Consider the following 20,159-nt stretch of genomic DNA (forward strand, 5'->3'; position numbering starts at 1 on the left):
AACCGCGTTGCAGTTGCCCCTGGGTCCCGGCGCTACGGCCGGGATGACAAGGAATAGGATGCAGGACTTGAAGCGTTTCCTCCTGACCGCCGCCTTCGCCGCCCTGGCCACCGCCGCCTCGGCGCAATCCCTGCTGGCCCCGGTGTTCAGCGACCACGCGGTCCTGCAACGCGGCCAGCCGATCCGGGTGTGGGGCTCGGCCCAGCCCGGCGCCGGTGTCGAGATCGATCTGTCCGGCGCGATCACTTCGGCGACGGCCGACGACCAGGGCCGGTGGTCCGCCGCGCTTGCGGCCCGCGAGCCCGGCGCGCCCCTGACCCTGACGGTCCGTTCCGGCGGCGAGCGCCAGACGATCTCGGACCTGCTGATGGGCGACGTCTGGCTGTGTTCGGGCCAGTCGAACATGGAGATGCCGCTCCGCCGGATCATGAACGGCGATAGCGAGACCGCAGGCGCGACCGATCCGAACATTCGCCTGCTGCAGACTGGCCGCGTCAGCCTGCCGGTTCCGACCGCGGCCCTCTCCAGGGAAGCGGTGTGGCGCGTCGCCAGCCCCGAAAGCGCTGCCAATTTCGCCGCCGCCTGCTTTTTCATGGGCCGCGACATCAAGAAGAGCACCGGCGTTCCTGTGGGCCTGATTGACGCCACCTGGGGCGGCTCGATCATCCAGGACTGGATCAGCCGCGAGGGCCTGACGGCGCTGGGCAACTATGACGACGGCCTGGCGATCCTGTCGGAATATGCCCGCTCGCCCGAAGCCGGCATGGCCAGTTGGAACGCGATGCTGGAGCGCTGGGCGGCGCGGGTGGAGCCCCAGGCCAGCCACTGGAGCCGCCCCGATTTTGACGACCGCGCCTGGGCCAGCCTGCCGGCCGAGGGCTTCTGGGAAACCGCGCCGGCTCTGTCGACCTTCGATGGTGTGATCTGGCTGCGGGGCGCGATCACCCTGAGCGCCAAACAGGCCGCCCAGGCCGCGACCCTGTCGCTGGGCCCGGTCGACGACCTCGACACCACCTTCGTCAACGGCCGGCCGGTGGGCTCGAAAGAGGGCTGGGATACGCCCCGCGACTATCCCCTGGCGCGCGGCGTACTCAAGGCCGGTCGCAATGTCATCGCCCTGCGGGTGGTCGACACCGGCGGCGGGGGCGGGGCCTGGGGTCCGGCGGCGCAGAAGGGCCTGAAGCTGGCCGATGGCCAGTTCGCGCCGCTGGACGGGGCCTGGCGCTACAGGGTCTCGGCCACCCTGGACCAGGCCGGTCTGCCGCCGCACGCGCCCTGGCTGGGGGCCAGCGGTCTTTCGACCTTGCGCAACGGCATGATCGCCCCCCTGGCGCCCTACGGCCTGAAGGGTTTCGCCTGGTACCAGGGCGAGTCCAACGCCACGCAGCCGCCGGAATATGCCCGCCTGATGCCGGCCCTGATCGCGGACTGGCGACGGGCGTTCGATAACCCAGACCTGCCGTTCCTGATGGTGCAGCTGGCCAGTTTCGGGGCCTACAGGTCGGTTCCCGCCGAGTCCGGCTGGGCGGCCCTGCGCGATGTTCAGCGACGCACGACGGCGGCCGATCCCCGGGTGGGCATGGCCTCGGCGGTCGACCTGGGCGACCTCTACGACATCCATCCCACCAACAAGCAGCAGGTCGGCGCGCGCCTGGCCCTGCTGGCCCGCAAGCTGGCCTATGGCGAGACAACGCTGAACGCCGCCGGTCCCGCGCCGCTGTCGGCGCGCCGCGAGGGCGGGGCGGTGGTCGTGACCTTCGACCAGCCGCTGGTGGTGTTTGGCGCCGGCCGGCCGGCGGGGTTCGAGCTGTGCGACGCTACGGCGCCCTGTCGCTTTGTTGACGCGACCGTGGAGGGGGCCACCGTCTCCATGGCCGCGCCGGCGGGTGTGACCCCCGTCAAGGTGCGCTTCGCCTGGGCCGAGAGCCCGATCCTCAACCTCTATGGCTTCAACCGTCTGCCGGCGACGCCGTTCGAGCTGACTCTGAACTAGGGCCGCCAACTCGGCGCAGATGTCCCAGACCGCCCGGATCCTGGTCGAGTGCCTGCTGCTCGCCGAGCCCTTTGGGCCGGGGCCTAAACCGCCACGGTCTTGAGTCGGTCGCGCAGGGCGCCGAGCTCTTCCAGCGGCAGGTCCAGCTGGCAGAGGATCTTCTCGGGGATCGTCGCGGCCTGGTCGCGCAGGGCCAGGCCTGTATCGGTGAGGGCGACGATCACGCGGCGCTCGTCCTTGGGATCGCGGGTGCGCGCGATCAGGCCGCCGGCCTCAAGGCGTTTCAGCAGCGGGGTCAGGGTGCTGGAGTCGAGGTCCAGCGCGTCGCCCAGGGCGCCGACGGTGCGCGGGCTGCTCTCCCACAGCACCAGCATGGCCAGGTACTGCGGATAGGTCAGGCCCAGGGCGTCGAGCAGCGGGCGATACAGCCGCGTGACGCGATTGGCCGCGCCATACAGGGCAAAGCACAGCTGACGGTCGAGGCGCAAAGCCTCGACCGGAGCGGATGCGGACTTGGACGTCGTCTGGTTCATGCGGCCTTTACGGTGATGGCGACATCGATATTGCCGCGCGTGGCGTTCGAATAGGGGCAGACCTTGTGCGCGATCGCAACCAGGGCTTCGGCGTCGGCCTGCGACAGGCCCTGGGTTTCGACTTCCAGAGCCACTTCCAGTTTGAAGCCGACCTCGATGGGCAGCAGGCCGACCACGCCGGTGACCTGCGAGCCGGTCAGGGCGATCTTCTGCTGGCGGGCCACGTGGCCCATGGCGCTCTGGAAACAGGCGGCGTAGCCGGCCGCGAACAGCTGCTCGGGATTGGAACCGGTTTCCTTGCCGCCCAGGGCCTTGGGCATGGACAGCTGCAGATCCAGCAAACCGTCGTCGCTGCGGACATGGCCTTCGCGGCCGCCGACGACGGTGGCGCGGGCTTCATAGAGAGTGCTCATGGGGTCGCTCCTTGCGAGTGATGATGTGAGCGATTTAATCGTGTACGATATAAATTCAAGGCCCTGATGCGAATTTAAGTCGCGCGCGACTGGATTTCTTTTTGCCGCTCTCCCCGGCGAAGGCCGGGGCCCAGATCGAACCCCGACCGCCGAGAGATTTTACTTGGTCAGTAGGCGCATCATCCCCAGACGCTCTGGCTGTATCTGGATCCCGGCCTTCGCCGGGAAGAGCGGGCTTGGTTAGGCCTTGGCCGCCTTGGTCACCACCGGGCTACACGACCGTTTGGGAGGTCTCAGGCCGCCCAGGCGGCCGCGAAGCGCTTGAGCAGCGAGCGGGCGGCGCTTTCGGCGCTGGACGTCACGGCTTCCAGGCGCAGGAAGAGGTCGCCGGCCGCATGCGGTCCGCGCGGCGGCAGGCCCTGGCCCGGCAGGCGGACGAGACCGCGCGAGGCGGCCTTGGTCGAGATCCAGGCCAGACGGGGACCCAGGGCGGTGTCGACCTCGACCCGGCCGCCTTCGGCCAGGACACGCTTGTCGATCTTGCCGGTCAGCCACAGGTCATCGCCCCGGATCAGGGCTTCGCGGGCGCCCTGGTGGCGAACAACGAAGGTGACGCCGTCGACCCGCACCTTGTCGTCGACGCGCAGGCCGGGAGGCAGTTTCAGGCGCAACTGGCGGCCATCGATGGCCAGATCCATCGACCCGCCGCTGACGGCGGTGGCGACATCGATCTCCAGGATCGCCTGCTGGACCACCTCGGCGGCGGGCGTCGTGCAGGCCGGTGGGAAATGGATCGCTCGGGGCGGCGGTTGATCCTGCAGCAGGCGATAGGCGGCCAGCACCTCGCGGAACAGGGCCGCATCGCCGCCGGGACGATCGGGATGGGCCCGCTTGGCCGCTTCGCGATAGGCCGCCCGCAACTCGCGTTCGCCTGCGCCGGGCGCGACGCCCAGCAGGGCGCGGGCGGCGGAAAGGGTCAGGGAAGAGGTTGGCCGCGGAGACATCGGGCCGACCCTGCCGGGACTTGGTCAACGCCGGGTTAAGTTAAGACTTTCAGTTGCGGTGGTGGAGATGCGCCGGCGTGTCTATATGCCCCTCATGACCGAAGAGACCCTGATCCCCGCCTCGCCCAGCGAAGATGACTATGTCCGTCAGGTGACGCAGGCCGCGCCCCTGCCGCTGCTGCCGGAAAACGACCCGCTGGATTTGTTCGCCGAATGGCTGGCCGAGGCCGGCAAGAAGGAGCCCAACGATCCCAACGCCGTGGCGGTCTCGACGGTCGACGCCGACGGCATGCCGGATTCGCGGATGGTGCTGCTCAAGGATTTCGACGCCCGGGGCTTTGTCTTCTACACCAACACCCAGAGCGCCAAGGGCGTGGAGCTGACCGGCCAGCCCAAGGCGGCGCTGCTGTTTCACTGGAAGTCGCTGCGCCGGCAGGTGCGGATTCGCGGCGTGGTCGAGCCGGTCAGCCAGGCCGAGGCCGACGCCTATTTCGCCAGCCGCGCCCGCCACAGCCAGCTGGGCGCCTGGGCCAGCGACCAGTCGCGGCCGCTGCCCGACCGCCTAGCCCTGGAAAAGCGCGTGGCCGAGATGGGTCTGAAATTTGGCCTCGGCAAGGTGCCGCGCCCGCCGCACTGGTCAGGCTATCGCGTGGTTCCGCAGGTCATCGAGTTCTGGCGCGACCGGCCGTTCCGCCTGCACGAACGGCTGGTCTACGGCCGGGTGGGCGAGGGCTGGACGACCAGGCGGCTGTTTCCCTGAGTCAATTTGCCGCCCGCGCCCCGTAGCGCGCCAGGAAGGTGTCGACCGCGTCGTCGCAGATGTCGGTCAGGGGCCGACCTGGCAGGGCTTCGTCTCCGGCCGTGAGGCCCAGCACCAGGGTGACGTGGTCGATCATGCCCATCAGTTGGCCGGCCGCCCACGAGGGCTTGTCGACGACGATCTCGCCCGTCTGCACCAGGTCGTCGATCACCGCGATGGCCGCGCCGCCCAGTTCGTCGCGGGCGCCTTGCAAGAAATAGTCGGCCACCTCGTCGAAGCGCCGGCGCTCGGCCGTCACCAGGCGGAACATCGCCCGGGTCACCGGACGGGTCAGAAACAGCGCATAGGCGTTGACGAAGGCCAGCAGGCGAGTGCGGGCGTCGCCCCGGACGCGCACGCTTTCACGAACAGGCGCGGTGATGTCGCGCGCGGTTTCCAGCACAACCACCTTGAACAGATCGGCCTTGCCGGGGAAATAGGCATAGAGGGTCGCTGTCGAGACACAGGCGGCGCGGGCCACCACTTCCATGCCGGCGTCGCGATAGCCTTCGAGCAGGAATTGGGCCCGTGCGGCCGCGACGATTTCATGTCTCTTGTGTTCAGCCCTTTTGAGGCCGGCGCCCATCAGCATTTTAAAAAACTCTAACCGTTACTGACCTGCAAGTTAATCGGGTATCGGGAACTGGCGCAAGCCATGGGCGAGGACTTGGGCTCGAGATTCGGTTATGGGACCCCGGCGCCGGTCTGCGAGCGCGAAGCGACAGGATTTTGGGCGTGAACAAGGACGCTGAGAGCGCGCGCGAACAGGAAGTGGCGGCCTGGTTCGCCCAGCGGGCCGAGAACACGATCGAAACCTCCTGCGCCCGGGTGTTCCTGATCGGCGACGCCGCCTTCAAGGTGAAGCGTCCCGTCGATTTCGGCTTTCTCGACTATTCCACCCTGGAGCTCCGGCGCTGGGCGCTGGAACGCGAGCTGGCGTTCAACCGCGCCGCCGCGCCCGACATCTATCGCACCGTCCGTCGCCTGACCCGCGACGCGGCCGGCGGTCTTGAGGTCGATGGCGAGGGCGAGGTCGTCGAATATGCACTGGAGATGCGCCGCTTCGACGAGCAGGGCGTTCTGGCCACCCAGCCCTGGGCCATTGACGATGCTCTGGAAGACGCCCTGGGCCGCACCGTGGCGCGTTTCCACGACGGCGCGACCCTGCGGCCGCAGGGCGGCGGCGTGAATGCTCTGGGCTACACGATCCGCTCCAACGCCAACCTGCTGCGCGGCCTGGCCCCGCGTCTGGGCTCGCTGGCTGTCGAGCGCCTGATCGCCGAGACCGATCTGGCGCTTGAGCGCCTTGGACCGCTGCTGGACGCCCGCGCCACCGAGGGCTTCGCCCGCCACTGCCATGGCGACCTGCACCTGGGGAACATCCTGATCGAGGACGGCAGGCCGATCCTGTTCGACTGCATCGAGTTCAACGACACCCTGTCGGACATCGACATCCAGTACGATCTGGCCTTCCTGCTGATGGACCTGGACTTCCGTCGTCGCCGCGACGCGGCCGGCCGGGTGCTGAACGCCTATCTGGACGAGGCGGCCCGCAGCTTTGGCGACGGCCTGTGGACCGGGCTGGCCGCCCTGCCGCTGATGCTGTCGGTGCGCGCCGCCGTGCGCACCCACGTCTGGGCCTATACCGGCGACGACGAGGCCGCGCGGGCCTATCTCGCCACGGCCCTGGAACATCTGGCCCCCAAGCCGGTCAGCCTGGTGGCGACCGGGGGGCTGTCGGGTTCGGGCAAGTCGACCTTCGCCCGCGTGTGCGCGCCCGGCCTGGGCTCGGCCCCCGGCGCGGTGGTCCTTCGGACGGACGAGATCCGCAAGCGCCTGTGGGGCGTGCCCTCGCTGCATCGCCTGCCGCGCGAGGCCTATACGCCGGAGATGAGCGTGCGGGTCTATGACCAGCTGTTCAACGACGCGGCCCTGGCCCTCAAGGCTGGCCGGTCGGTGGTGCTGGACGCGGTGTTCATGAAGCCCGAAGAGCGCGCCCGGGCCGAGGCCCTGGCCGCCTTCGCCGATGTCGCCTTCCAGGGCGTCTGGCTGGAGGCGCCGCCGGAAGTTCTGCGCGCGCGGGTCGCCGCGCGGGTCAATGATGCGTCGGACGCCGACGTCGCAGTGCTGGAAACCCAGCTGAGCCGCCAGACCGGCGACATCGCCTGGCGCCGGGTCGACACGGTCAGCGCGTTTGAAGACGAGGCGCGGGCCCTGGCCGAGACGATGGGCTAGGCGGCGCGTAACGCTTTCGCCAGGAAGAGGGATTGGAAGCATTGTGTTGAGCAACTTAAGGCTTGGTCTGATTGCCGTGATCGCCAGTGGGTTGGCGTGCAGCGCCACTGCCCCGGCGTCGGCGCAAGACGCTGATTCACCGGGGATCCGTTGGGTTAGGAAGCCAGTCTGGTCACGCGTACCCACGGAGGACGAGATCCTAGGCGCCTACCCTTATCGGACCTCCAAGCTCATCGAGGGCGGGAGCGCGATCATCGTCTGCCAAGTCACCAGCGAGGGAGCGCTGTCGCCCTGCATGGTGCGATCGGAAGATCCGTCCCTCTACGGGTTCGGCCGCTCGGCCCTAGCCGTCGCCAAGTTTATGCAGATGGCCCCGCGAGGCTCCGACGGCCAGCCAACGTCCGGCGCCTATGTCGCTGTCCCGATCATGTTCCGGCTTCCTCCCGAACAGCTTCCGCCTGAGGCCACGCTGCGTTGAGGCTTCAGAACTGGATGGCGACCTCTAGCCTTGAGGCGCCAGATTTTGCCTTCAGGCCGCGCCGTGCAGCGCGCCCGTCCCGGGCATGTCGGCGCTGACGGCCCGGGCGATCGCCGTGATCAGGGCCGCCGGATTGACCGGCTTTCCCAGGTGATCGTTGAAGCCCATCTTCAGGAAGCGCTCGCGGTCACCGGCCATGGTCGAGGCCGTCAGGGCGATGACCGGCAGGTTCGGATCGCCCGCAGCCCCGGAGCGAATGGCCCCCAGCGCGGTGATGCCATCCATCACTGGCATGTTGATGTCCATCAGCACGCAGTCGAAGCCGCCGCCGGCCATGGCCTCCAGGGCCACCTGACCGTTGTCGACCACGGTCAGGGACAGGCCTGTGGGTTCCAGCATGGTCTTGACGACCAACTGGTTGATCGCATTGTCCTCGGCCATCAGCACCCGGACCGAAGTCATCGAGGCCTCGTCGTCCTGCGTCGCTTCGGTCGCCTGTAGCGGCTCCGCCTCGGGCGCGCGGATGCTGAAGATGAAGCAGGCGCCGCTGTCGCAGGGCGCCAGGGTCAGGTCGCCGCCCATCTGCCGGGCCAGGGCGCGCGAGATGGTCAGGCCCAGGCCCGCGCCGCCATGACGCCGCGAGATGGTGTCGTCGGCCTGGGTGAAGCTTTCGAAAACCCGCCCCGCAGCCTCGGGCGGCACGCCCGGCCCGGTGTCGCGAACGGCGAAGAAGATCTCCTGCCCGCGGCTGGTCGGTGCGTGGGGCGCATAGACGTGCAGCTCGACGCCGCCCTCGACGACGAACTTCAGGGCGTTGGAAACCAGGTTCATCAGCACCTGACGCACACGCAGGGCGTCGCCTTCGATCCAGGCTGGAACCCCGGCGTCGAACCGGATCGACAGGTCGAGGTTCTTGACGACGGCGACGTCACGCCAGGCGCTGACGATGTCGTCGACGGCCTCTTGCAGATTGAACGGCTCGGGAACCAGCTCGACCTTGCCCGCCTCGATGCGCGACAGGTCCAGCACGTCGTTGAGCAGCTGCATCAGATTGTCGCCGGACTTGATCATCAGCCGAACCTGCTCGCGCTGGGGCGCATCCAGGTTGGAACGCGACAGGGCGTGGGCCATGCCCAGCAGGCCGTTCATCGGGGTGCGCAGTTCGTGGCTGGTGACGGCGATGAAGGTGGACTTGGCGCGGGCGGCTTCGAGCGCGCGCTCGCGCTCCTCGCGCAGGCCGAGGGTCAGCTCGTCCATGCGCCGGGCGGCGGCGCGGTTGGAGATCATGGTGTTGATCGTGTTCAGCGTCAGGATCAGCAGGGCCCACCGGGCCGTATCGGGCCCAATGCCGTGTGCGTCGTAAAAGAAGAAGGGAAACACCATCAGGCTGGTCAGGGGCGCGACGGCGCTGACCGCCACCAGAGTCCAGGGCTGGTGGCGGAAATTCTGCGTGTAGACGATCTGTCCAACCCACACGGCGAGCGCCGCCAGCTTCAGGTCGGCTGTGGTGGAGAACCACAGCATGGCGGCCAGCCAGGCCCAGATCATGTTGATCGGCAGCGCTGCCAGCACAAACGCCGCGCGGAGACGGGGCGAGCCAGGGACGCCTGGCGCGAACTGGCGTGTCGTCCATCGGGCCAGGCCCTCTGCTGCGAGCAGCGAGGTCAGCCAGGTCAGCGCCATGGGGGCGCCGAGTGCGCCTCCGATCACCACGGCCGCTACCGCCGCCGAAATGACGCGCGCCATGAGCAGGCGATGGGTGTCCATCGCCACCTCATCCAGCCGTTCATCAGCCCAGGGGGATTGCAACCAGCGCACCGAATCATCCTGACCAGGCCGGGGGTGGCCGAGCGCGTCAGGCTAGCCTGTTAAGCCAAATCAAACTTTGCGGCGGCCTGCGGCGGATCAGCGCGGGCGCGAGTGAGGCGCGACGATGCAACCGCACGCCGTTCAGCGAACGCTTTTAGCGTTCGCCCTTCGCGCGCGGCGCGTTGCGCGCAGAGGCCCCGCCCGGTAGCCTCTCCCGCATAACAAGAAGCCTTTCGGGAGAGCCAGTTCGATGCAGGGGTTGATGCAGCACGGGGCGTTGACGGTCGACAAGATCATCGACCACGCCGCCCAGTGGCACGGTAGCCGCGAAGTCGTGACGCGGTCGGTCGAGGGGCCGATCGTGCGGACGACGTACGGCGCCATCCGCGATCGCGCCAGGCGGGTGTCCAACGCTCTGCTGTCACTGGGGATCAAGCCGGGCGACCGCGTCGCGACCCTGGCCTGGAACACCGGTCGGCACATGGAAGCCTGGTATGGCATCATGGGCATCGGAGCGGTGTGCCACACCCTGAACCCGCGCCTGTTCCCCGAGCAGATCGCCTGGATCGCCGACCATGCCGGCGACCGGGTGCTGTTCACCGACCTGACCTTCCTGCCGATCGTGGCGGCGATCCTGCCCAAGGTTCCCAGCATCGAGCACGTGATCGTCTTCACCGACGGCGCGCACATGCCGGCCTTCGAGCCGGCCAGCGAGGCGCCGCACTTCAAGGGCGTCCACTGTTTCGAGACCCTGATCGACAGCCACGGCGCCGACTGCGCCTGGGGCGGCTTCGACGAGGGAACGGCGGCGGGGCTGTGCTACACCTCGGGCACGACGGGCGACCCCAAGGGGGTGATGTATTCGCACCGCTCCAATTTCCTGCACACCCTGATCACCCTGCAGCCCGATGTGATGGGCCTGTCGCAGCGCGACGTGATCCTGCCGGTGGTGCCGATGTTCCACGCCAATGCCTGGGGCGTGGCGTTCTCGGCGCCCGCGACCGGGTCCAAGATGGTGCTGCCCGGCGCCAAGATGGATGGCGCGTCGATCTATGAGCTGCTGGACAGCGAGGGGGTCACCTTCTCGGCGGCCGTGCCGACGGTCTGGCAGATGCTTCTGCAGCACCTGCGCGACAACGATCTGAAGCTGCCTGTCCTCAAGAAGGTGGTGATCGGCGGGGCGGCCTGTCCCGAGCACATCATTCGCGCCTTCCAGGAAGACTACGACGTCGAGGTCGTGCACGCCTGGGGCATGACCGAAACCTCGCCGGTCGGCACCCTGTCGGTGCTGACGGACGAACTGGTCAAGCTGCCTTACGATCAGCAGATGCCCTATCGCCTCAAGCAGGGCCGGCCACCCCTGGGTATCGAGCTCAAGCTGACCGATGACGCCGGTCAGCGCCTGCCGCATGACGGCAAGAGCTTCGGCAATCTGAAGATCAAGGGACCGACCATCGCCGGCGAATATTTCCGGGGCGCCGGCGGCAACATCCTCGACGACGAGGGCTTCTTCGATACCGGCGACGTGGCCACGATCGACGATCACGGCTTCATGCAGATCACCGACCGCGCCAAGGACGTGGTGAAGTCCGGCGGCGAGTGGATCAGCACCATCGAGATCGAGAATATCGCTGCGGGGCATCCCAAGGCGGCCCTGGCGGCGGTGATCGGCGTGCCCCATCCCAAGTGGGACGAACGGCCGATCCTGCTGATCAAGCTCAAGGAGGGCGAGACCGCCACCCGCGAAGAGTTCCTCGAGTTCCTGCAGGGCAAGATCGCCAAGTGGTGGATGCCCGACGACGTGCTGTTCGTCGACGACATCCCGCTGGGCGCCACCGGCAAGATCGACAAGAAGCTGATCCGCCAGCGGCTGAAGGATTATGTGCTGCCGACCGCTGTGGCCGCCGCGCCGACCCTGGCCGCCGCCGATGGCGGCCAGGCCGCGCGCATCTATGCGCCAGATCCGGTGGAGACGCCGTTCGATGTGGAGGCGATCGCCTCGGGGGAGCTTGAGGCCGGGGCGGTTCAAGTCGAAACCGCCCCGGCCGAGATCGAGCCGACCTTCGTCGTCGCGCCTGACATCCAGACCCTGCCGCCTGCGGAAGACCTGCCGCCGGCCGAGGACCTGAACGACCAGCCCCTGAGGCTGCACGAGCCCGAGGCCGCCGCGCCGCCCGTCGCCACGTCCGTGGTCTCGGTCGCTGAGGACCTGCCGTTCGCCGTGCCCCTCACGCCGCGCGATCGGCGCAAGGCCAAGGCCGCCGCCGCCAAGGTCGGCCAGACGCCGTCCTGGGCGCCGCTCTATCTGGACCTGGCCCTGGTCATCGCCCTGGTCCCCGGATTGCTGGTGGCGGTTGGCGCGCTTGGCGTGAAGTTTGGCCTGCTGGACCTGCCGCTCGGCTACGCCCTGATGGCCCAGGACTGGGCGCCGAAGGTGGCGCTCCTCAGCGTCGCCACGGGCGTGCTGGGCCTGATCATCGCCCTGATGGTCGGGTTCGGAAAGCTGTGGAAGCGGGTCCTGCTGATCCTGCTGATCACCGCCGCCACCATCGCCGCCATGCTGGGCGTCAACGCCGTTGGCGGCCGGGCGCCGCCGCTGCACGACGTGGCCACCGACTGGAAGACGCCTCTGGGCTTTTCCGACGCGGCCCTGGCCGCGCGCGGGGGCTCGGCCCAGGCGGTCGAGGATGATCCCAGCCTGCCGGTCGGTTCGGTGGTCTTCGCGGGCCGCCGGGTCGCCGACGTCAATGCCGAGACCTGCGCTGCGGCGCGCCCTCTGGTGATGGAGCGCGCGCCCGCCGACGCCTATGAGGCGGCCAAGGCGGCGGTGCTGGCTTCGGGCCTGACCCTGATCACCGACGATCCCATGGACGGACGGCTGGAGGCCACCGGCAGCAGCTACTGGTACGGGCTGGTCGACGACCTGGTGGTGCGGGTGCGGCCCGACGCCGCCGGGGCGCGGGTCGACATGCGCTCGATCAGTCGCGAGGGCGGCGCCGACATGGGCCGCAACTGCCGGCGGATCGAAGGTCTGCTTGTCGCTATAAAGGGCTAGCCGCTCACGGCAGCCTGTAGCCGGCGTCCAGATCCGCAGCCCCGTCGCAGACCACACGGCCTTCGCGGACCAGCTGCTGGATGTGGGCCAGCACCGACATGGCGGCGGCCGGGTGCAGTCGCGGATCGACCGCCGCATAGAGCACCGGCACCATCGCCTTGATCTGCCCGTGGCCGGCGGCCAGGGCGTCGAGGATCTGGGCCTCCCGCGCGCGGCGATGGGCGATATAGGCGTCGACGAAGGGCGTGACCTCGCGGATGGGCGCGCCATGGGTCGGCCAAAGCGTGTCGAAGCCGCGGGCCTTCACCTTGTCCAGGCTGGCGAAATAGTCGCCCATGTCGCCGTCTGGCGGGGTGATGACCGTGGTTGACCAGCCCATGATGTGATCGCCGCAGAAGAGGGCGTTCTCTTCCTTCAGGCCAAAACAGACATGGTTGGAGGTGTGGCCGGGCGTGGTGATGGCGTCCAGCGTCCAGCCGGGGCCGGACAGGACCTGGCCGTCGACCAGCTCGACATCGGGCCTGAAGCGGCCGTCGGCGCCTTCCTCGAGCCCGGCCCCTTCGGGTCCCCTTGAGGCCTCTCCAGGGTCTGACGGGGCAGGGCGGCCATAGATCGTGGCCCCGGTCAGATCGGCCAGGGGGCGGGCGAGGGGGGAATGGTCCAGGTGGTGGTGGGTGACCAGGATATGGGTCACGCGCTCGCCCTTCAGCGCCGCCAGCAGGGCGTCGAGATGTTCGGCGATCTCGGGGCCGGGATCGATCACCGCCACCTCGCCCGAGCCGACGATATAGACTCCGGTGCCGGTATAGGTGAACGGCCCCGGATTGCGGGCGATCACCCGCCGTATCAGCGGCGAGACCTGATCGCAGCGGCCATACTCGAACTCGATCTCGCGAATATAGGGGATCATGGCTGTCTCCGGCGCCGGTCTTGCGGATGACCCCTCCAGTAACCCTTGGAGGACGAGCCATGGTGGCGGACGCGGCGATTTTTGTCTCAAAACGGCTTCAGCGCGCTGCCTTCGCCGTGCTGTGTCTCGTGATGGCCCAGTTCGTCCTGGCCAGCTGCGAGGCGGAACAGTCCCCGATGGCGGCCCGGGTGTCGCTCTAGGCGCACTCCATAGGGAAGAGCTTGCGTGGCTCAGTCGGGCAGGACGCCCGACAGGTCATAGCCGGCCGCTGCGCCCTGGCTGACCAGGGTCTGGCGGTCACTGGCGCCTGTCAGGGCCTGGCCGAGCGACCAGGTGACGATCGAGCGCGTCCCCGAACGACAGAAGGCCAGCACCGGCCCGCCTGCGGCCTCCACGGCGCGCTGGACGGCCTCGACCTGATCAGGGCTCGGCCCGCCCCGCACCGGGATGTGCACATAGTCCAGGCCCGCCGCGCGAGCCGCCGCCTCGATCACGGCGCTGGAAGGCTGGCTGGGGTCTTCGCCATCAGGCCGGTTGTTGATGACCAGAACGAATCCCTCGGCGGCCGCCCGGGCGATGTCGGCTTCCGTCACCTGCGGGCTGACGGAAAGGGAGTCGGTGACGCGTCGGAAGTCGCTCATGGGTGCTCGCTCAGCTCGCTGACCAGCCTGCCGCGGGAACGCGCGGCCAGCGCGGCATCATCACGAGAGCCGGGCGCCGTGGCAACGGGCATTGGGGCCCGAACATGCCCTTGAAACGATCATTGGCCGAAATCGATGTGCGGAAATTGACCCATAAAGGGGTGGAAAACACCGATATTTCGACGGATCGTTGGAATGCGTTTCGGTATTGTCAAGATTGGCGAGGTGGATTTTGCCGACCCTTACAACCTTGAGATAGCAATGTTCACCGAGCGCTGACTGGTCAAATTTTTCTACAAAACCAAGCTTTTAGGGGAAGCTTGGCCTGCAGCTCAGCCTGGTGCGTCGAATGGTCTGACCGACTTTGACAAGAATGGGGCGCCGGTGTTGCGTTTTTACGACAGCGGTGAGCCATGTGGGTTACCGAGTTGTAATGCCAATTGACCCAAAACTGTCATGGCTCCTAACGTCCCCGCCAACCGGGAAAATGTTTTCCGGGACACCAGTAATCTCGTGATGCACTCGGTGCGGATTTCTGCGCCCGCCGGACGAAAAGTTTTCTTCAGGGGCCTGTCCGGCCGAAACGTCGCATCACGCTAGAGGGGATAAGATGAACATGAACTCCACAAAGGGTAGCGTTCGCGCGCGTCTGTTGACGTCGACGCTGCTGGCAGGTCTCGCGTCGATCGCGACGCCGCTGGCCATCACGACTGTCGCCACGGCCATTCCGACCATCGCCAGCGCCCAACAGACCGGCGCCCTGCGTATCGCCGTCACCGGCTCCAACGGCGCGCCCCTGTCGGGCGCCAATGTCGTTGTCCGTTCGCCTGACAGCCTGGTGTCCAAGTCCGCCGTGACCGGCACTGACGGCCGCGCCCGCCTGGCCGGCCTGGATCCGTCGACCAACTATTCGGTCACCGTTTCGGCCTCCGGCTTTAATGAATACACCGCCAGCAACGTCGCCGTTGTCAGCGGCAAGGATCTGAGCGTCGGTTACGCCCTGGCCGCCGTCGCCGATGCGAACGCCGTCGAAGAAATCATCGTGACCGGCGTCTCGCTGGCCGCTGTTGACGTCACCTCGGCGACCGTCGGCACCACCCTGACCCTGGACGTCGTGGAATCGCTCCCGACCGGCCGTAACTATCAGAGCTACCTGCAACTGGTTCCGGGCGTGAAGCCTTCGACCGGCGGCAACCCCTCGTCGCGTTCGGGCATCAACTACTCCGACGTCGGCGGCACCACCGGCGCTTCGACCGACAACGTCTACTACCTCGACGGCGTCGACGTCACCGACCCGACCGCCGGCACCTTCGGCGCCAACTTCAACTCGGAAATCATCCAGGAACAACAAGTGATCGTCGGCGGCGTGCCGGTCGAATTCGCTGGTGGTTCGGGCCTGGTTTCGCGCGTTGTCACCAAGTCGGGCTCCAACGAGTGGCACGGTTCGGTCAACTACTACCTGCAGAACGACAGCCTGGTCTCCAAGGACAAGCACGCTACGTCGGGCGGCTTCAAGACCTATGACACCGCCTTCACCCTGGGCGGCCCGGTCATCAAGGATCGCCTCTGGGTCTTCGGCTCGTACCAGAAGAAGCACCGCGAAGATGAAGTCCTCGATCCGGCGACCGGCGCTGTCCGCCGTTCGGTCGAGCGCGACGACAAGTACGCCTTCTTCAAGGCCACCTGGCAGATCACCGACAACGACCGCCTGACCGGCTCGTTCTTCAACGACCCGACCGAAATCAGCGGTTCGTCGCTGTCGACCGTGCTGAACAATCGCGACCGTGCGACCAAGCAGGGCGGCGACAACTACAAGATTGAGTACGCCCGCACCTGGGGCGATCTGCAGACCAACGCCTACTACTACAACCACAAGGGCGAGTTCACCCAGAACGCCGCTGTCCAGACCGTTCGCGACAACATCAGCTTCCAGAGCAACGCAGGCTCCACGCTCGCGCAGCGTCAACTGGGCGGTTTCGGTTCGAACCTCGAGCAGCATCGTGACCGTGAAGAGTACGGCCTGACCGCTGAATACTATCTGGACACGTCGTTCGGCAGTCACACCTTCAAGGCCGGCTATACGAACTCGACCAACACCTACGAAGAAAACGGCTCAGTTCCGGGCGGCGCGACCTACGCCTCGCTCGCGTCGATCTATGCCGGCAAGTCCTATGCCGACTATACCGGTCTGTCTCAGGGCGGTATTGCTCCTCCGAGCATGACGGCTCGATCCGTCGTTCAGGCTGATAACCCCCGCGTTATTGCCGCGATCAACGCCAACGCCACGGCTCGCGCCGCCGTTGACACCGATGCCAACGGCACTGTGTCGGTTGCGGAACTGAACGCCTACCGCTTCACCAGCACCGCGGGTAACCCCTACGGCAACGTCAACGTTTACCGCGCCCTGCGCACGGTCAACGCGCCTTACTCGGTGAAGAGCGAAGGCCAGACCCTGTACGCTCAGGACACCTGGACCTGGAACCAGCTGACGGTCGGCGCCGGCGTCCGCGCCGAAAAGTGGGAGCACTTCGCTTCCGACGGCAGCAAGTCGGCGACCTTCGACTGGGAAATCGCACCCCGCATCAACGTCGTTTACGACCTGTTCGGCAACGGCCGCAGCAAGCTGTTCGCCTTCGCCGGCCGTTATTACGATCCCGTTCGTAACAACATGTCGGACTTCGCCGGCGCCCTGACGGGTCCTGTCGACGAAGAGCAGGTCTTCATCGGCGGCCAGTGGGTCACCTTCCGCACCCGCGGTGGCGCGACCACGCCTGACGCCCTGTTCGCGCCGAGCACCAAGACCCCGTACACGAACGAGTTCATGATCGGTGGTTCGACCACCTTCGGTTCGAGCATCGGCGTGTCGGCGACCCTGACGCACCGCGAGACCCGCGACATCCTCGAAGACTTCGACCTGGCGCTGTACTCGGATCCGAACCTGACGGTGGCCACCGCTCCCGAGGGCTACGCCGCTCCGGGTTCGGCGTTCTACCTGCCGTATTCGTACTTCGGCTACACCACCAAGCCGAACGCGAACTACGTCCTGGGCACCCTGCCGGGTGGCGAGCGTAACTACACGGGCTTCGAATTCACCGTCACCAAGTTCAAGACCACGAACTGGCAAGGTCAGGCTTCGTACACCCACAACAAGGCCGAGGGTAACTCCAACTCGGACAGCAACGCCGACTTCCAGGGCGACTGGGTTGCGCTCGATCCGCGCGCTCCGAACGTCTACGGAAAGCAGCCGGGCAACATCAAGCACCAGTTCAAGGCTTATGGCTCGTATGACTTCGACTTCGGTCTGCAGGCCAGCGGCGTGTTCAACTGGAACAGCGGCACCCTCTACACGCCGTCGCAACTGATCAGCGGCCGTTACTTCGCGCCGATGGACAATGCCTACGCCTGGGGCGGCGTCACCGACACCTACCTGCAAGCCGGCAAGGTCGGCAGCGAAACGGCTCCGTCGTACTACACCTTCGACATGCGTCTGAAGTATGTGCGCGACCTGCCGATCGGCAAGGCCGAGTTCTTCCTCGACGTCTTCAACGTGCTGAACAAGCAATCGGCAACCGACGAGATGAAGCTGGAAGCCGGCGACGGCATCTACAAGTTTGGCCAAGCCAACAACTGGGTCCAACCGCGTCGTGCTTACCTCGGCGTCCGTTACGCCTTCTAATCGAGGCTCTACGCTTCGATGACATTGGGAATGCCGGCGCGAAAGCGCCGGCATTTTCTTTTGGTCCGTCCCTTGACCGGGCGTGGCGGCGGCCCCCGAAAGGGGGCCGCCGTTTTCGCTGCAGCCGCTTCCATGGACGGGTTTGCCACACGGCGACTGGCCGCCTTGCGGCCTGGCGACGAGGATCTGGCCGACCGACGGCCCTGCGCCTTGATCCGGAGGTCGCGCGAGGTCTCGGCGGCGTCATGACGGCCAGGTCACCGCCGCCTGTCTGAAATCCAATCACCGCCATCGGGCCGAACACGGCGCCGGCTTGCGGACGCGGAGGGCCAGGGATGGACCCTCTGTGGGCCGCGCCGGCTTGCGCCGCGACGGTCCGAGCCGGGTCACGTCGGCCCGGTCCCTCAAGGGGCGCACGGGGCGCAGCCCGTGCGCCTGAGGGCGGGCCTTTCGCGGGAGCGCGACGCCATCTCTCGTGACCGGCCTTGCGGCGTCCCTCGTCGATCACGATAGCCCACGAAAAAGGGCCGCCAAGCGATGCCTGGCGGCCCTGGTTCCGTCGTTTGTCGACTGCTCTACCGGATCGGCGTGTCGGCCAGCACGCTCGCCCCGCCCGGTGCGGCGCGCAGGCGGGCGGTGGCCAGCTCGTCGAGAATGGCCTCAGAGCGTGGATCGCCCAGGATCCAGGCCGAGGCCGCCAGGGTGCGCATCGAGGTCGCGCTGATGCCCAGGGCGTGCTCGATGGCCTCGAACGGCGACTGGCCGCTGTCCATGCGCTTGAGGCGCACCTCGCCGGTCAGATTGGCCAGGCTCTTGGCCTTGTCGACCGCCTGATAGAAGCCGCCCAGCTCGTCGACCAGGCCCAGCTGCTTGGCCTGCTCGCCGGTCCAGACCCGGCCCTTGGCGATCTCGCGCACGCGCTCGGGCGGCAGCTTGCGGCCCTCGGCGACGCGGGTGATGAAGCTGGCATAGATGCGGTCCATCCAGCCGGCGAACCTGGCGCGCTGGTCGTTGGTGAAGCCGTCACCCGCACCGAAGGCGCCGGCATAGTCGCCGCCCACATGCACCTGGCGGGTGTCGACGCCGAAGCGTGACAGGGCCTCGCCAATCGCGAACTTGCCGCCATAGACGCCGATCGAGCCGGTCAGGGTGGTGGGCTCGGCGATGATCGACGAGGCGCCGCTGCTGATCCAGTAGCCGCCCGAGGCGGCATAGGTTCCCATGCTGACCACCACCGGCTTGCCGGCGGCTTTGGCGGCCTTCACGGCGGCCAGGATCTGTTCCGACGCGGTGTCGGAGCCGCCGGGCGAGGAAACGCGGAAGACGATGGCCTTGACGTCCTTGTCGGCCGCGGCGTCGTACAGCGCCTTGGCCACGTCGTCGGAATAGACCGTGGACTCGCTGCCGAACGGCGAGGCCGAGCCGCTGGTTCCGGTGACGATGGGGCCCTCGGCGCCGATCACGGCGATCGCGGGTCCGGTCTTGGACGCCGGCCGCTTGGAGCGGTTGGCGTAGTCGTCGAAATCGATCAGCTTGGCGCCCTTGCCGGCCCGCGTCAGGGCTTGGGTCTGAACGTCGTGAACCTGGCCGACCCGGTCGATCAGGCCCTTGGCCTGGGCTTCCTGGGCGCTGTAGGGGCCGGCCTCGAGGTCGCGGATCAGCACGGCGGGGTTCTTCATGCGGTCGGCGGCGGCCGTGGTCAGGGCGGTGCGATAGACCGAGCCCATCCACGACAGCGACGACTCGCGGTGGGCCGGTGTGTAGTCGGTATAAAGGTAGGGATTGACCGCGTTCTTGTACTCGTAGCGCTGCTCGTAGTCGGCCTTGACGCCGTACTTGTCGAAGAAGCGCTTGAAGAACATCGCCTCGCTGGCGACGCCCACGGCCTGGAACGAACTGTCGGGCTGCATCCAGAACTCGCTGGACGCCGCGCCCAGCATGTAGGTCGAGGTCACCATGCCCGAGGGATACAGCCCCTGGCTGTGGGCGTAGATCGGCTTCTTGCCGACCGAGCGGAAGTGCTTGAAGGCCAGGCGCAGTTCGTCGGCGGCGGCCGGAGCCATGCCGCCCTCGGGCAGGCGCACCAGCAAGGCCTTGACCTTGTCGTCGCCCTCGGCGCGCCGCAGGGTCTCAATCACCGACATGACGGAATTTCCGCCGCCGCTGAACGCCGCGAAGGGGTTCTGGGCCGCCTGATCGGTCAGTCCGCTGCGCAGGTCCAGATGCAGCACCGAATGGGCGGGAACCGGAGCCGGACGCGCCGCGCCGGCGGCCATCACGATCAACAGGAAGGGGACGCCCACCACGAACAACACCAGGCCGACAAACACGCCGGCCACGGTCAGGAAGAACTGCTTCATCGAAGATCCCGTCACCAATTCAGTCGCAGGCTAACGGCTGTCGCGCCGCCGTACAAATGAACAGCGTGCAACCTCGACGCGGCGAACGCGAATCTGTTGGAAACAAAGGGATTTATAAACGGGAGAAGATGGTCGGAGTGGCAGGATTTGAACCTGCGACCCCTGCGTCCCGAACGCAGTGCTCTACCAGACTGAGCCACACTCCGACTTGGAGGGCGGCTTATAGAGGCGTGGCCGCCCCCTCGCAAGGGTC

At 67.3% G+C, this 20,159-nt stretch carries 15 protein-coding genes and 1 tRNA gene; 7 read left to right on the forward strand and 9 right to left on the reverse strand.

The genetic code is table 11. The features are described 5' to 3' along the window. Positions 1–67 precede the first annotated feature (67 nt). Positions 68–1,993, forward strand: coding sequence for a sialate O-acetylesterase (locus ACN2C7_RS05455; protein WP_419320334.1), 1,926 nt, complete (start codon positions 68–70; stop codon positions 1,991–1,993). Between the two features lie 83 nt (positions 1,994–2,076). Here ACN2C7_RS05455 and ACN2C7_RS05460 read toward each other — a convergent pair whose 3' ends face one another. The 3 genes from ACN2C7_RS05460 to ACN2C7_RS05470 form a co-directional block, all read right to left on the reverse strand. Continuing rightward, entirely contained in the window at positions 2,077–2,526 is a 450-nt protein-coding gene (locus tag ACN2C7_RS05460) for a MarR family winged helix-turn-helix transcriptional regulator (RefSeq protein ID WP_419320336.1), read from the reverse strand. Then, the gene (locus tag ACN2C7_RS05465) at positions 2,523–2,939 is read right to left on the reverse strand and encodes an organic hydroperoxide resistance protein (RefSeq protein WP_419320338.1); all 417 of its coding nucleotides are present in this window, start codon (positions 2,937–2,939) and stop codon (positions 2,523–2,525) included. The genes ACN2C7_RS05460 and ACN2C7_RS05465 overlap by 4 nt, the downstream gene beginning before the upstream one ends. A gap of 293 nt (positions 2,940–3,232) precedes the next feature. After that, on the reverse strand, positions 3,233–3,943 hold the full coding sequence (locus tag ACN2C7_RS05470) for a DnaJ domain-containing protein (protein WP_419320340.1): 711 nt from the start codon (positions 3,941–3,943) through the stop codon (positions 3,233–3,235). 94 nt (positions 3,944–4,037) lie between these two features. Between ACN2C7_RS05470 and pdxH the strand changes: the two genes are divergently transcribed. Next, positions 4,038–4,703 carry a pyridoxamine 5'-phosphate oxidase gene (pdxH, locus tag ACN2C7_RS05475; protein ID WP_419321410.1) on the forward strand — a complete coding sequence of 222 codons (666 nt, stop codon included), beginning with the start codon at positions 4,038–4,040 and terminating at the stop codon, positions 4,701–4,703. A 1-nt stretch (position 4,704) separates the two neighbouring features. Here pdxH and ACN2C7_RS05480 read toward each other — a convergent pair whose 3' ends face one another. Then, entirely contained in the window at positions 4,705–5,334 is a 630-nt protein-coding gene (locus tag ACN2C7_RS05480; RefSeq protein ID WP_419320342.1) for a TetR/AcrR family transcriptional regulator, read from the reverse strand. Positions 5,335–5,477: 143 nt separating this feature from the next. On the opposite strand from ACN2C7_RS05480, the gene ACN2C7_RS05485 reads away from it, so the two are divergent. Next, positions 5,478–6,977: an AAA family ATPase gene (locus tag ACN2C7_RS05485; RefSeq protein ID WP_419320344.1), complete on the forward strand. Its 1,500-nt coding sequence runs from the start codon at positions 5,478–5,480 to the stop codon at positions 6,975–6,977. A gap of 76 nt (positions 6,978–7,053) precedes the next feature. Further along, positions 7,054–7,455, forward strand: a complete 402-nt coding sequence (locus ACN2C7_RS05490) for a TonB family protein (protein WP_419321411.1) — start codon at positions 7,054–7,056, stop codon at positions 7,453–7,455. 51 nt (positions 7,456–7,506) lie between these two features. On the opposite strand, the gene ACN2C7_RS05495 is transcribed toward ACN2C7_RS05490, so the two are convergent. Continuing rightward, positions 7,507–9,222, reverse strand: a complete 1,716-nt coding sequence (locus ACN2C7_RS05495) for a response regulator (RefSeq protein WP_419320346.1) — start codon at positions 9,220–9,222, stop codon at positions 7,507–7,509. Positions 9,223–9,514: 292 nt separating this feature from the next. On the opposite strand from ACN2C7_RS05495, the gene ACN2C7_RS05500 reads away from it, so the two are divergent. After that, positions 9,515–12,319: a long-chain-fatty-acid--CoA ligase gene (locus ACN2C7_RS05500; protein ID WP_419320348.1), complete on the forward strand. Its 2,805-nt coding sequence runs from the start codon at positions 9,515–9,517 to the stop codon at positions 12,317–12,319. 4 nt (positions 12,320–12,323) lie between these two features. Here ACN2C7_RS05500 and ACN2C7_RS05505 read toward each other — a convergent pair whose 3' ends face one another. Continuing rightward, complete coding sequence (locus tag ACN2C7_RS05505; RefSeq protein ID WP_419320350.1) at positions 12,324–13,229, reverse strand: MBL fold metallo-hydrolase; 906 nt, start codon at positions 13,227–13,229, stop codon at positions 12,324–12,326. A gap of 59 nt (positions 13,230–13,288) precedes the next feature. On the opposite strand from ACN2C7_RS05505, the gene ACN2C7_RS05510 reads away from it, so the two are divergent. Continuing rightward, positions 13,289–13,429 (forward strand): hypothetical protein, encoded by a 141-nt coding sequence (locus tag ACN2C7_RS05510; protein WP_419320352.1) that lies wholly within the window; start codon positions 13,289–13,291, stop codon positions 13,427–13,429. A gap of 30 nt (positions 13,430–13,459) precedes the next feature. On the opposite strand, the gene ACN2C7_RS05515 is transcribed toward ACN2C7_RS05510, so the two are convergent. Beyond that, a complete protein-coding gene (locus tag ACN2C7_RS05515; protein ID WP_419320354.1) occupies positions 13,460–13,870 on the reverse strand; it encodes a TIGR01244 family sulfur transferase in 411 nt (136 codons plus the stop codon). Positions 13,871–14,486: 616 nt separating this feature from the next. Here ACN2C7_RS05515 and ACN2C7_RS05520 point away from each other — a divergent pair. Further along, positions 14,487–17,546, forward strand: a complete 3,060-nt coding sequence (locus ACN2C7_RS05520) for a carboxypeptidase regulatory-like domain-containing protein (protein ID WP_419320356.1) — start codon at positions 14,487–14,489, stop codon at positions 17,544–17,546. Between the two features lie 575 nt (positions 17,547–18,121). On the opposite strand, the gene sppA is transcribed toward ACN2C7_RS05520, so the two are convergent. After that, a complete protein-coding gene (gene sppA, locus ACN2C7_RS05525; RefSeq protein ID WP_419320358.1) occupies positions 18,122–19,906 on the reverse strand; it encodes a signal peptide peptidase SppA in 1,785 nt (594 codons plus the stop codon). A gap of 129 nt (positions 19,907–20,035) precedes the next feature. Continuing rightward, positions 20,036–20,112: transfer RNA gene (locus tag ACN2C7_RS05530), tRNA-Pro, on the reverse strand. Positions 20,113–20,159: the final 47 nt, after the last annotated feature.

The organism is Caulobacter sp. ErkDOM-E (genome assembly GCF_048541895.1).
Lineage (GTDB): Bacteria > Pseudomonadota > Alphaproteobacteria > Caulobacterales > Caulobacteraceae > Caulobacter.

Bases quoted from the DNA above. Each gene is read 5' to 3' on its own strand.
- ACN2C7_RS05470 (WP_419320340.1), bottom strand. From the start codon at position 3,943: ATGTCTCCGCGGCCAACCTCTTCCCTGACCCTTTCCGCCGCCCGCGCC.
- sppA (WP_419320358.1), bottom strand. From the start codon at position 19,906: ATGAAGCAGTTCTTCCTGACCGTGGCCGGCGTGTTTGTCGGCCTGGTG.
- ACN2C7_RS05510 (WP_419320352.1), top strand. From the start codon at position 13,289: ATGGTGGCGGACGCGGCGATTTTTGTCTCAAAACGGCTTCAGCGCGCT.
- ACN2C7_RS05480 (WP_419320342.1), bottom strand. From the start codon at position 5,334: ATGCTGATGGGCGCCGGCCTCAAAAGGGCTGAACACAAGAGACATGAA.
- ACN2C7_RS05500 (WP_419320348.1), top strand. From the start codon at position 9,515: ATGCAGGGGTTGATGCAGCACGGGGCGTTGACGGTCGACAAGATCATC.
- ACN2C7_RS05465 (WP_419320338.1), bottom strand. From the start codon at position 2,939: ATGAGCACTCTCTATGAAGCCCGCGCCACCGTCGTCGGCGGCCGCGAA.
- ACN2C7_RS05495 (WP_419320346.1), bottom strand. From the start codon at position 9,222: ATGGACACCCATCGCCTGCTCATGGCGCGCGTCATTTCGGCGGCGGTA.
- ACN2C7_RS05520 (WP_419320356.1), top strand. From the start codon at position 14,487: ATGAACTCCACAAAGGGTAGCGTTCGCGCGCGTCTGTTGACGTCGACG.
- pdxH (WP_419321410.1), top strand. From the start codon at position 4,038: ATGACCGAAGAGACCCTGATCCCCGCCTCGCCCAGCGAAGATGACTAT.
- ACN2C7_RS05515 (WP_419320354.1), bottom strand. From the start codon at position 13,870: ATGAGCGACTTCCGACGCGTCACCGACTCCCTTTCCGTCAGCCCGCAG.
- ACN2C7_RS05505 (WP_419320350.1), bottom strand. From the start codon at position 13,229: ATGATCCCCTATATTCGCGAGATCGAGTTCGAGTATGGCCGCTGCGAT.
- ACN2C7_RS05460 (WP_419320336.1), bottom strand. From the start codon at position 2,526: ATGAACCAGACGACGTCCAAGTCCGCATCCGCTCCGGTCGAGGCTTTG.